The following is a 12,602-nucleotide window of genomic DNA, read 5'->3' on the forward strand; positions in this document are numbered from 1 at the left end:
TTAATCGGCATTTCAGTTCAGTTCTTCTTTTCACTATAAAAACATCCCTTTAGAGAAATAGATCCAAAGGGACAAAACTTCGCGTTTTTTATAAACACCATGATTTTATTTAAAAGCGACATTAAAAATATTCTTCAAATCCTGGAAGCATAAGTTTGCCCCAAACAAAAAGAACCATAATCTTGCCGAAACGGCAAAGTTATGGTTCAAATCACATACAAAATAAAAAAACCACCAAATATGTATTGGTGGAGACGGTGGGAGTCGAACCCACGTCCAAAAATATCGGCACTTAAGCTTCTACGAGTGTAGTCGATATATTAGCATTTCGCGAACTCTTCGGCCTATCGACAGGCTTCCAAGTTGCTAGTCTGATTGTTCTCTTCCTTCGCCCTCAGACGGCGAACTCCGGCGTAGTCCACTTAGTTTGAGTCCCTTACCCTACCACATGGACGATGGAGGGAGGAACCTTTAGTGCAATTAAGCAGCTAAAGAAAGATTGTTTTGTTTGCCAATTATAGGCTTTGACGTTTTAACGAGGCCGATCCCCTCGACTCGCAACCTAAGCTCGAACTATCCCTGTCGAATCCGTAACGTCCCCATGATAAAAATGGAGCATACGAAGAAATATCGTGATAGCTACTAAGAGCTGTTTTTCAATGTGCAACAATCTTACATAAATTATTATATCATACGCGCGCCGTTTTACAAATGTAAATATCTGTATTACATCTTTTGGCGATCACGGAACGCGCGTGCAATTTCACGTTTTGCTTCTTTTTCTTTTAAATCGTTACGCTTATCATATTGCTTTTTACCTTTTGCTAAACCAAGTGCCATTTTTGCAAATCCATTTTTCAAATAGATTCTAACTGGAACTAATGCATAGCCTGTTTCTTTTGAAGCACCCGTTAACTTCTCAATTTCTTTTTTATGAAGAAGTAACTTTCTCGTACGAAGCGGATCATGGTTGAAACGATTCCCTTGCTCGTACGTACTAATATGCATATTATGAACCCATACTTCACCATTATGTACACGTGCAAACGCATCTTTCAAGTTCACGCGTCCAGCGCGAATCGACTTAATTTCCGTTCCTTGAAGGACAAGCCCTGCCTCGTATGTTTCTTCGATGAAATAATCATGAAATGCTTTTTTATTTTGTGCAATAACCTTACCTGTACCCTTTGGCATATAACGTCCCTCCTCTATTTTTACTATTGTAACAAATGTTAATAAAAAGCGAAAGTGGCTCGCTCAGAATGTGAGGTGAATGGAGCTTCTGACCTTGAGGCGCTCTTTGCCTCTCGGGAAGAAGCGAAGCCGCCAAACATTCTAGCCACTGTAGCTGGATTACAATAAAAAGCGAAAGTGGCTCGCTCTCAAGCCACTAATAAAAAAGAAAAAGCCCCGCTTTTCATCAAAGCGAAGCCCTCCTTTTCTTACTTACGCTTTTTCTTTTTCTTCTTGAATCCTGGTACATTTTCGAAGAATGCTTTTTTCTTCTTGCCGTTACCATCTTTTTTCCCTGGCTGACTAGCGGACGTGGAAGTGGAAGTGGAAGCAGAAGCTGATCCTCTTCCTTTTCCTTTGCCACCACGGTCAAATTTTCTACCTGTGCCACGTTCACCGCCGCGCTCATTACTGCGCTCGCTACGTCCACCGCGTTTCTTTCTGCCTGTTCTTGGCTGTTCGATAACGACTGGACGATCTTTGAATTTACGACGAGGTGTACCTTTCATGCCAACGATTTCAAAGTCGATTGCGCGCTCATCTTTATTTACGTTAATAACACGAATTGTAATTTCGTCACCGATGCGGAATACGTTACCTGTACGTTCTCCAATCATCGCAAAATGTTTTTCGTCATAACGATAATAATCATCTGTTAAATAGCTAACGTGTACAAGACCTTCAATTGTATTTGGAAGCTCTACGAATAAACCGAAGTTTGTTACAGAGCTAATCATACCGTCATACTCTTCGCCGACCTTATCAACCATATACTCCGCTTTTTTCATTTCGTCTGTTTCACGTTCTGCTTCAACAGCACGGCGTTCCATATTAGAAGAATGCTCTGCTATCTCAGGTAAGTTTTCACGCCATTTTGCTTGTGTTTCATGGTCGACTTTACCATTAATGATATATTCACGAATTAATCTATGAACAATCGTATCTGGGTAACGACGAATTGGCGATGTGAAATGCGTGTAGAACTCAGTTGATAAGCCGAAATGTCCTAAGCTTTCCGAATCGTAACGCGCTTGCTTCATTGAACGAAGCATTACTGTTGAAATAACTACTTCTTCCGGCTGTCCTTGAACCATTTCAAGAATTTGTTGCAGCGCACGAGGATGTATTTCATTCGCACGTCCTTTTACTGCATATCCGAAGTTCGTTACAAACTCGAAGAAACGTTCCAGCTTATCTTCTTTCGGATCTTCATGGACACGGTACATGAATGGTACGTTCATCCAGTGGAAATGCTCTGCTACTGTTTCGTTCGCAACAAGCATAAATTCTTCAATTAACTTCTCTGATACAGAACGATCACGCATAACAACATCTGTCGGTTTTCCTTCTTCATCTACTAATACTTTCGCTTCTTTAAAGTCAAAGTCGATTGCACCACGGCGCATACGTTTTTCACGTAAAATTTGTGCCAATTGACCCATCTCTTTAAACATCGGTACGAGCAGCTCATAACGTTTGATTAACTCTTCGTCCTCATCTTCTAAAATGCTTCTTACGTCAGCATACGTCATACGCTCTGTCGTTTTAATCACACTTTGGAAAATCTCGTGCTTTACAACGTCACCTAAGTTATTGATTTCCATTTCACAAGATAACGTCAGACGGTCTACTTTCGGATTTAACGAACAAATACCGTTAGATAGACGATGCGGAATCATCGGAATTACACGGTCAACAAGATATACACTCGTCGCTCTCTCTGCTGCTTCGACATCAATTGGAGAACCTTCTTGAACGTAATGACTTACATCCGCAATATGAACGCCAAGCTTGTAGTTACCATTCTCAAGCTTTGTTACTGTAACGGCGTCATCTAAATCTTTCGCATCTGCACCGTCGATTGTTACAATCATTTGGTCACGTAGGTCACGGCGATCTTTTAAATCTTCTTCTGAAATCGTTTCTGGTACACTGTTTGCATGCTCCATCACTTCTTCAGGGAATGCTAAAGGTAAATGATGTTTATGAATGACAGATAAAATATCTACTCCTGGATCATTTTTATGACCTAGAATTTGAATAACTTCACCTTCTGCACTTAAACGATTCTCTGGATAGCTCGTAATTTTCACAACTACTTTATGGCCTTCTACAGCACCCATTGATGCACTTTTCAAGATAAAGATATCACTTGTCCAGCGCTTATTGTCAGGTATAACAAATCCAAAGTTTTTCGATTCTGTATATGTACCAACTAGTTCTTTCGTTCCACGCTCTAAAATACGTACAATTGAACCTTCTTGGCGTGATCCACTTGATTGTGCGCTAACACGAGCTAATACTGTATCGCCATGAAGTGCACCGTTTAACTCTGTAGGCGGAATGAAAAGATCATCGTCCCCCGTTTTCTTCTCGTCTGGTACAACGAATGCAAAGCCACGTGCATGTCCAATTAATTTACCACGCACTAAATTCATCTTTTCAGGAAGACCGTAACGGTTGCTACGTGTACGAATAACAAGCCCCTTCTCTTCCATCATTACAAGTGCCTTTACAAAATCTTTAAAGCCCTCAGAACCTTCAATTCCAAATGCCTCTTCTAACTCTTGTATCGTTAGCGGTTTATACGCTTCTTCTCTCATAAATAATAACAACTTATCAATATGTTCTTGTATGATTTCTTCCAAGCAGAAATACCTCCTTTAAACCCTTATATTATTTAGTGTATCCGAAAGATGGGGGATGTATAAAGCGAAACTTCAATCATCTCCCAATGATTTTTTTACAGCTTCCATAAAAAATTCCCTTATGAAAAAAAGAGGCAACTAGATCTTACCAATCTAGTTGCTCCAAGAAGTTATATACATCCTCATGTAGCTCGTCACGTTGCTTATCAAGTGTAATGACATGCGTAGAGTCTTCATACCATTTAATATCTTTTAACGTAGATTCTACACCGTTATAAATAATGTTAGCACTATCTGTATTAATCATTTCATCATGACGTGCTTGTACAACAAATGTCGGTGCATAAATCATATCCACATTGTTACGTACGTCAGCAATTAATTGTTGTAATGCTTTTAATGTATTCATCGGTGTCTTTTGGAATTCCAACATTTCTTGTTCAATTTGCTCTGGTGATTTTTGCTCACGTTTTTTATATTCGCGGGCATATGCCAATATACCTTGGTACATCGTTTCTTCACTCTTAATATACATTGGTGCACACATTGGTACTACACCTAAAACCGGTACTGTATAACCTAATTTTAAAGAAAATACGCCGCCAAGTGATAATCCAGCAACAGCAATTTTCTCAAAGCCTTTATCTTTTAAAAGCTGATATGCTTCCATTACGTCTTGCCACCAATCTTCAGGACCTGTATGAACAAGCTCTTCTGGTGGTACACCGTGCCCTTTAAAAATTGGCGCATGACAAGTGTAGCCTTTCTTCTCTAAGAAACGCCCTAACATACGTACATCAGCTGAGTTTCCTGTGAAACCATGTAGTAATAAAACAGCGCGGTCTCCACCCTCAAATGTAAATGGTTTCGGAGATGCTAATTTCATCATGTACTTCTCCTCTTTCTCTTCTGTAATCTAGTCGTATTCTTTCTATATCTTAGTGTACCATATTTATATTTCTATAATCTAATTAGAAACATCTTTCAAATGGCAAAATAAAAAAAGAAGAACCATTAGTACATCTTACTAACGCTTCTTCTTTCAATTCTATAAATTTAAGTACGTAACAGCAATTGTTAATACGAAGAATAGAACAGCTAAAACAATTGTAATACGGTTTAATACTGCTTCAATTCCACGTGCTTTTTGCTTACCAAATAATTGCTCTGCACCGCCTGAAATTGCACCTGAAAGGCCTGAGCTATTACTAGACTGCATAAGTACCATAACAATCATTAAAATCGATACAATAATAAGTAAAACGGATAATAACGTATGCACTTGGCGTACCTCCTACAAAGATTCAGTTATTTTAACTGTAGCATAAATTCTATAGAAAAGCGAGAGCTATAAAGTCGCTCTCGCTTTTCTTCTATTACATAAACATCATTGCAAATAACGGCCCGAGCAAACATGTCAAAATTGCTGTTAATGTCATTGTTACCGATCCAATAACACCTTCATGTTCATTATTTTTCATTGCTCTCATTACACCCATAATATGAGAAGCACATCCAAATCCGATACCTTTACCAACTGAGTTTGTAACGCGGCTCCATTTTAATAAAAGTGGGCCGGTAATCGTTCCAGTAATACCTGCGATAACAACGAAAGCTGCTGTTAATGAAGGTACACCACCAACTTGCTCTGAAACACTCATCGCAACTGGCATTGTCACCGATTTTGGTAAAGAAGATAAAATTAAGCTTTTATCTGTTCCCATAAGTGATGCGATGGCAAAATCACTTGCGATTGCAACTGTTGTCCCTACTAATACGCCACCAGCAATCGGTACAATATATTTTTGCAGAACATGACGTTGTTTATAAAGAGGAATGGCAAATGCTACAACACCGGGTCCTAGCAGCTTGGCAATCCAGCCACCACCACTTTCCATATAATGTTGATATGGTATATCAAGCATGATGAATAAGAAAGCCATTAATCCTGTTGCTACAAGCATTGGAATGGTGAATGGTGTTGGAAATAATGTATAGATTTTTTTAGATAATTGGTATAATAGCACCGTAAAAAGAACCCAACCGATTCCGATTAATATTTGGCTCATCACGACTCTCTTTCCTTTCTATTCGCAAGATATTGTCCCGTATGTCCTGCGACAATAATAATTAAAAATGTACTCGCTACAATTGTAATGAAAAGAGAAATTCCTTTACTCATAAAAAAAGCACCGTAATTCATTAGGCCAAGCGTTGGCGGAATTAATAAAAACGGCATAATAGCAACGAGTGTTTCTGCTCCTAAATCGAACCATTTCACTGGAAGGACTTTTAGGCTAAGTAAAACAAGTAAGAGGAACATTCCGATTAAACTTCCTGGAATCGGAATGTTTAACATTTCTTGTACCCAATTTCCAACCATATAAAAAACGTAAAGAGCAGCAATTTGGACAAGAATCTTTGTAAATTTCATGTTCATCATCCCTCATGTTTATACGATCTTCTCTTAATATCTTTATCATAGTATAAATTGTAAAAAGCTGCAATTTATCAACTTGACAGCAAAAACAGCCTATGTTATACGCTTACACCCTTGATATGACTGCATTTCTAATCGGAAATTAAGTCAAAAACCTTGACCTAATATAAAAAGTTTTTATTTTCTGAATTTGTAATGTTGTTATTTCAATAAAATAATCTTTTTATCCTTAAGCTTACATATATATAAAGTGAAACTTTAATCAGTGGGGGGTCTTCATCCCCCACTGATTATTAGCTGAACCAATCGGACTTTTATGGGCAGTTGATCCCCCACCTAAATTCTTTGCTTTCGCTGAATTTTGAGGTGGGGGTCTTACTGCCCATTAAAGTGGGATAAATAAGATAGGTGGTGAACATATGCCCAAAAAGGTTCTTATTTTTTGTGATCCTGGGATTGATGATACGATGGCTCTCCTCTTAGCATTCTTTATCAATGAAATAGAAATCGTGGGCATTGTTGCTGATTACGGCAATGTTCCAAAAGAAATGGCCGTACAAAACGCTCATTTTCTTAAGAACGAAGCAAAGGATAGAAACATCAAGATATTTGGTGGATCAGAACGCCCACTTACTGGCGCCCCTCCTGCTTTCTTTACGGAAGTACACGGGAAACAAGGGCTCGGGCCAATTATTCCAAAGGGACATGTGACTAACGGAGAAATGGAGAATTTTTTCGAAGTTATTCCTCTTATTGAACAGTATAAAGATGAATTAATCATTGTTAGTTTAGGCAGACTTACCTCCCTAGCAATTTTATTCATCTTATGTAAACAGCTCATGAAGCAAATTAAATCTTACTACGTAATGGGCGGTGCCTTTTTACATCCTGGTAATGTGACCCCTATTTCAGAAGCGAACTTTTATGGCGATCCTACTGCCGCTAATATAGTCCTTCAATCCTCACCTAACATGTACATCTATCCATTAAACGTCACTCAGTATTCCATCATTACACCAGAAATGGCTGAATACATTGAAGCAAAAGGAAAAGCCCCACTCGTCAAACCGTTATTCGATCATTATTACTACGGCTATTATAAAGACGCCTTACCCCATTTAAAGGGGAGCCCCTTCCATGACACAATGCCAATACTCGCTTTACTTGATAACTCTATGTTTACGTATCACAAATCACCTATCGTTGTCATGACGGAATCCTATGCACAAGGAGCAAGCATTGGAGAATTTCGCTCTTTAGGAGAATCTAAACCATTTATTGATCGGCCGAGTCATCAAATCGCAATTGATTTTGATTATAACCGTTTCTTTAAACATTTCATGTCACTTATGACGGGTGAGCAATTTTAAGCATAAAAAAAACAGACCGTGATTTCTCACGGTCTGTCGTTATTTTCTACAATTATCGTTTGATGTTGTAGAAAGATTTGATACCATCGTAAACAGCGATTTCGCCTAGTTCGTCTTCAATGCGTAATAATTGGTTGTACTTAGCAATACGGTCAGTACGGCTCATAGAACCAGTTTTAATTTGGCCAGCGTTAGTTGCAACTGCGATGTCAGCGATTGTAGCATCTTCAGTTTCACCAGAACGGTGAGATACAACTGCTGTATAACCAGCACGTTTAGCCATTTCGATAGCTTCGAAAGTCTCAGTTAAAGTACCGATTTGGTTAACTTTAATTAAGATTGAGTTAGAGATACCTTTTTCGATACCTTCAGCAAGTTTTTGTGTGTTAGTTACGAATAAGTCGTCACCAACTAATTGTACTTTATCACCGATACGCTCAGTTAATAATTTGTGACCATCCCAGTCGTTTTCGTCTAAACCATCTTCAATAGAGATGATTGGGAAGTCTTTGCAAAGCTCTTCGTAGAAATCAACCATTTCTGCAGAAGTTAAGCCAGTACGGCCTTCGCCTGCAAGGTCATATTTACCAGTTTCTTTGTTGTAGAACTCAGAAGAAGCAACGTCCATTCCTAAGAATACGTTCTCGCCAGCTTTGTAACCAGCTTTTTCGATAGCTTCGATGATTACTTCTAATGCTTCACGGTTAGAACCAAGGTTTGGAGCGAATCCACCTTCGTCACCTACTGCAGTATTAAGACCTTTGTCATGTAATACAGCTTTAAGTGCATGGAATACTTCAGCACCCATACGGATTGATTCTTTGAATGTTGGAGCACCAACTGGTAAGATCATGAACTCTTGGAAGTCTACGTTGTTATCAGCGTGAGAACCACCGTTGATAATGTTCATCATTGGAGTTGGTAATTGTTTTGCATTGAATCCACCAAGGTAACGGTATAATGGAAGACCTACGAAGTCAGCTGCTGCGTGAGCTACTGCCATAGATACACCAAGGATAGCGTTAGCGCCTAGTTTACCTTTGTTTGGAGTGCCATCTAATTCGATCATAGCACGGTCGATACCAGCTTGGTCAGTTACGTCGAAACCAACGATTTCTGGAGCGATTGCTTCGTTAACGTTGTTTACTGCATTTAGAACACCTTTACCAAGGTAACGAGATTTGTCACCGTCACGTAATTCTACTGCTTCGTGCTCACCAGTAGATGCACCACTTGGTACGATAGCGCGTCCGAAAGCGCCGCTTTCTGTGTAAACTTCTACTTCTACAGTTGGGTTACCACGAGAGTCAAGGACTTCGCGAGCATAAACATCAATAATTGTTGACATAATAAATTCTCTCCTTTTTATATAAGCAAATTATTTAATAATTGTTTTACCTGTCATTTCTTTCGGTTGTTCCACATTTAAAAGTGTAAGCATTGTTGGGGCGATATCTCCTAAAATACCACCTTCACGAAGCTCTACGTCATTTTTTGTAACGATGAAAGGAACCGGGTTAGTTGTATGAGCTGTCATAGGCCCGCCATCAGCAGTTAACTCCTGATCAGCATTACCATGGTCAGCAGTAATAAGTGCTACACCATCTTTTGCAAGAATCGCTTCTACAACTTTTCCTAAACATTCGTCAGTTGCTTCTACTGCTTTAATTGTTGGTTCCATCATCCCAGAATGGCCAACCATATCACAGTTTGCAAAGTTAAGAATGATAACATCATGTTTATCATTTTCGATTTCATTTACTAAAGCGTCCGTTACTTCGTAAATGCTCATTTCAGGTTTCAAGTCATACGTTGCAACCTTCGGTGAGTTAATTAAAATACGCTCTTCTCCTGGGAATTCAGCCTCACGACCACCGCTAAAGAAGAATGTAACGTGCGGATACTTTTCAGTTTCCGCGATGCGAAGTTGCTTTAATCCCGCTTGCGCAACAACTTCACCTAATGTGTTATCAAGGTTCATTGGCTTGAATGCCACGTAACCATCTACAGTTTCACTGAAATGTGTCATACAAACGAATTCAGGAATGTGAGGTACTTTTTCACCACGATCGAACTCACGGAAGTCTTCGTTTGTAAATACACGAGCAATTTGAATTGCACGGTCTGGACGGAAGTTATAGAAGATAACTGCATCATCATCATTGATTGTTGCAACTGGCGTGTTATCTTCGTTAACAATTACAGACGGCAATACGAATTCATCGTAGATACCATTTGCATAAGAGTCTTCTACACACTCTTCTGCTGATTTATAAGTAGGGCCTTCACCATTTACCATAGCACTGTAACATTTTTCTACGCGATCCCAACGCTTGTCACGGTCCATGGAGTAATAACGACCAGAGATAGTCGCGAATTGTCCTACTCCTGTTTCTTTAATTACTTCATTTGTTGCATCGATATAACCTTTTGCTGTTTGTGGTCCAACATCGCGGCCGTCTAAGAATGCATGGATATAAACTTTCTCCACGCCTTCTTTTGCTGCTAAGCGAAGAAGAGCAAACATATGGTTCATGTGACTGTGCACACCACCGTCAGAAAGTAAACCGAATAAATGAAGAGCAGTACCTTTTTCTTTTACGCTTTTAATTGCATTTTGGAAAGTTTCGTTCTGATCGAACTCACCTTCACGAATTGCAACGTTTACGCGTGTTAAGCTTTGATATACAATGCGGCCTGCACCGATATTTAAGTGACCAACCTCAGAGTTACCCATTTGACCTTCTGGAAGACCTACTTCCTCACCACAAGCTGTAAGCGTTGTGTGAGGGAATTTGTTCCAGTAACCATCAAAATTAGGTTTCTTAGCTTGTGCTACAGCATTCCCGTGAGTTTCTTCACGTAGTCCGAAACCATCAAGAATGATTAAAGCTGTTGGCTTTCTCATTTTACCGCCCCCAGAAGACCTAAGAACGAAGCAGGCTCTAAGCTAGCACCGCCAACTAAAGCGCCGTCGATGTCAGATTGTGCCATATACTCTTTAATGTTTTCTGGTTTTACGCTACCGCCGTATTGAATACGAACAGCTTCTGCAGCTTCTGGAGAAACAGCTTCTGCAACAACTTTACGGATGTGCGCACATACTTCGTTTGCATCTGCAGAAGAAGAAGATTTACCTGTACCGATAGCCCAGATTGGCTCATAAGCGATAACAGTTGCTTTAACTTGCTCTTCTGTTAAACCTGCAAGTGCTTTTGTCACTTGACCTGCTACTAGATCAAATGTTTTTCCGCTTTCGCGCTCTTCTAAAGTCTCACCACAACATACGATTGGTGTTAAACCATGTTCAAATGCTGCAAGAGTCTTTTTGTTTACTGATTCGTCTGTTTCAGCAAACATTTCACGACGCTCAGAGTGGCCAAGTACTACGTAGCCTACTTTTAAGTCGCTAAGTGCTACTGGGCTAATTTCGCCAGTGAATGCACCATTTTTTTCGAAGTGCATGTTTTGTGCACCTACTTGTAAGTCCGTTCCTTCAGCCTTAGCTACTAAACGCTCTAAGAATAGAGCTGGAGAGCAAACTACTGCATCAACAGCTGAAGCTGCTGGGATTTGACCTTTAACTTCCTCTACGAAGCTAACTGCTTCAGATAGAGTTTTATTCATTTTCCAGTTACCTGCGATAATTGGTTTACGCATGCTTTGCACCGTCCTTTTTCTTTGGCTGCTACTTATTTGTCGTTAAGACAAACTACACCTGGAAGCTCTTTACCTTCCATGAATTCTAATGACGCACCGCCGCCAGTAGAAATGTGGCTCATTTTATCAGCCATACCGAATTTTTCAACAGCTGCTGCAGAGTCACCACCGCCGATAACAGAGTATGTATCTTCTGCATCTGCTAATGCTTGTCCTACTGCTTTTGTACCTTCTGCGAATGGAGTCATTTCGAATACACCCATTGGTCCATTCCATACAACAAGCTTAGAATTTTTAATTACATCTGCATAAATTTCACGTGTTTTAGGACCGATGTCCACGCCTTCCCAAGTAGAAGGGATAGAGTCGATACCTACGATTTGAGTTGTTGCAGTTTCAGAGAATTCCTCTGTGATTACAACATCAACTGGCATGTAGAAGTTTACGCCTTTTTCTTTTGCAAGTTGCATAAATTCTTTAGCTAGTTCGATTTTGTCGTCTTCACATAGAGATAGACCAATTTCATGACCTAAAGCTTTAACAAATGTGTAAGCTAGTCCGCCACCGATGATTAAGTTATCTACTTTGTCTAATAGATGACGAATTACACCGATTTTATCTTTTACTTTCGCACCACCGATGATAGCTGTGAATGGACGTTCTGGGTTAGAAAGTGCTTTTCCAAGTACATCTAACTCTTTTTCCATTAATAAACCAGATACTGCTGGTAGGTAGTCTGCGATACCTGCTGTAGAAGCGTGAGCACGGTGAGCTGCACCGAATGCATCGTTTACGAAGATATCAGCAAGAGCTGCAAATTCTTTCGCAAGTTCTGCATCGTTCTTTTCTTCGCCCGCATAGAAACGTACGTTTTCAAGAACTAATACGTCGCCTTCGTTCATTGCTGCAACCATTTCTTGTGCAACTGGTCCGAATGCTTCGTCTGCTTTTTTAACATCTTTACCAAGAAGCTCGCCTAAACGTGCTGCTACTGGAGTAAGACGTAATTCTTCTACTGCTTGACCTTTTGGACGGCCTAAATGACTTGCTAAAATAACTTTCGCACCTTGCTCTACTAAATATTGAATTGTAGGAAGAGCTGCACGGATACGAGTTTCATCTGTAATTTTGCCTTCTTTCATAGGTACGTTGAAATCAACGCGGCAAAATACACGCTTACCTTTTAAATCTACGTCACGAATTGATTTTTTGTTCATTGGATTTCCCTCCGACTACTAGTTAGGATTGACA

General features: G+C 39.7%; 11 protein-coding genes and 1 other RNA gene. 1 reads left to right on the forward strand and 11 read right to left on the reverse strand.

The features are described 5' to 3' along the window. Positions 1-246: 246 nt before the first annotated feature. The 7 genes from ssrA to KZZ19_RS25120 all read right to left on the reverse strand — a co-directional run bounded on the left by ssrA (position 247) and on the right by KZZ19_RS25120 (position 6,315). Positions 247-601, reverse strand: a transfer-messenger RNA (tmRNA) gene (gene ssrA, locus KZZ19_RS25090). 125 nt (positions 602-726) lie between these two features. Further along, a complete protein-coding gene (gene smpB, locus KZZ19_RS25095) occupies positions 727-1,194 on the reverse strand; it encodes an SsrA-binding protein (protein WP_001123922.1) in 468 nt (155 codons plus the stop codon). Positions 1,195-1,442: 248 nt separating this feature from the next. After that, entirely contained in the window at positions 1,443-3,881 is a 2,439-nt protein-coding gene (rnr, locus tag KZZ19_RS25100; RefSeq protein ID WP_237981282.1) for a ribonuclease R, read from the reverse strand. Between the two features lie 145 nt (positions 3,882-4,026). Next, positions 4,027-4,767: a carboxylesterase gene (gene estA, locus KZZ19_RS25105; protein WP_170930161.1), complete on the reverse strand. Its 741-nt coding sequence runs from the start codon at positions 4,765-4,767 to the stop codon at positions 4,027-4,029. Positions 4,768-4,929: 162 nt separating this feature from the next. Further along, a complete protein-coding gene (gene secG / locus KZZ19_RS25110) occupies positions 4,930-5,163 on the reverse strand; it encodes a preprotein translocase subunit SecG (RefSeq protein WP_000557263.1) in 234 nt (77 codons plus the stop codon). A gap of 94 nt (positions 5,164-5,257) precedes the next feature. After that, positions 5,258-5,950, reverse strand: a complete 693-nt coding sequence (locus KZZ19_RS25115; protein ID WP_088098358.1) for an LrgB family protein — start codon at positions 5,948-5,950, stop codon at positions 5,258-5,260. Continuing rightward, on the reverse strand, positions 5,950-6,315 hold the full coding sequence (locus tag KZZ19_RS25120) for a CidA/LrgA family holin-like protein (RefSeq protein WP_088098359.1): 366 nt from the start codon (positions 6,313-6,315) through the stop codon (positions 5,950-5,952). The genes KZZ19_RS25115 and KZZ19_RS25120 overlap by 1 nt, the downstream gene beginning before the upstream one ends. A 425-nt stretch (positions 6,316-6,740) precedes the next feature. Here KZZ19_RS25120 and KZZ19_RS25125 point away from each other — a divergent pair, with 425 nt between their 5' ends. Continuing rightward, positions 6,741-7,691 (forward strand): nucleoside hydrolase, encoded by a 951-nt coding sequence (locus tag KZZ19_RS25125; RefSeq protein WP_237981281.1) that lies wholly within the window; start codon positions 6,741-6,743, stop codon positions 7,689-7,691. A 52-nt stretch (positions 7,692-7,743) separates the two neighbouring features. On the opposite strand, the gene eno is transcribed toward KZZ19_RS25125, so the two are convergent. From eno to KZZ19_RS25145, 4 genes are read right to left on the reverse strand one after another with little or no spacing between them, the layout of a single operon-like run. Then, the gene (gene eno / locus KZZ19_RS25130) at positions 7,744-9,039 is read right to left on the reverse strand and encodes a phosphopyruvate hydratase (RefSeq protein ID WP_000103948.1); all 1,296 of its coding nucleotides are present in this window, start codon (positions 9,037-9,039) and stop codon (positions 7,744-7,746) included. Positions 9,040-9,069: 30 nt separating this feature from the next. After that, on the reverse strand, positions 9,070-10,599 hold the full coding sequence (gpmI, locus tag KZZ19_RS25135) for a 2,3-bisphosphoglycerate-independent phosphoglycerate mutase (RefSeq protein WP_001231145.1): 1,530 nt from the start codon (positions 10,597-10,599) through the stop codon (positions 9,070-9,072). Further along, the gene (gene tpiA, locus KZZ19_RS25140; RefSeq protein ID WP_048566659.1) at positions 10,596-11,351 is read right to left on the reverse strand and encodes a triose-phosphate isomerase; all 756 of its coding nucleotides are present in this window, start codon (positions 11,349-11,351) and stop codon (positions 10,596-10,598) included. The genes gpmI and tpiA overlap by 4 nt, the downstream gene beginning before the upstream one ends. Before the next feature lie 32 nt (positions 11,352-11,383). Beyond that, positions 11,384-12,568 (reverse strand): phosphoglycerate kinase, encoded by a 1,185-nt coding sequence (locus tag KZZ19_RS25145; protein WP_001036333.1) that lies wholly within the window; start codon positions 12,566-12,568, stop codon positions 11,384-11,386. Positions 12,569-12,602: the final 34 nt, after the last annotated feature.

Source organism: Bacillus thuringiensis (assembly GCF_022095615.2).
GTDB classification, from domain to species: Bacteria; Bacillota; Bacilli; order Bacillales; family Bacillaceae_G; genus Bacillus_A; species Bacillus_A cereus_AG.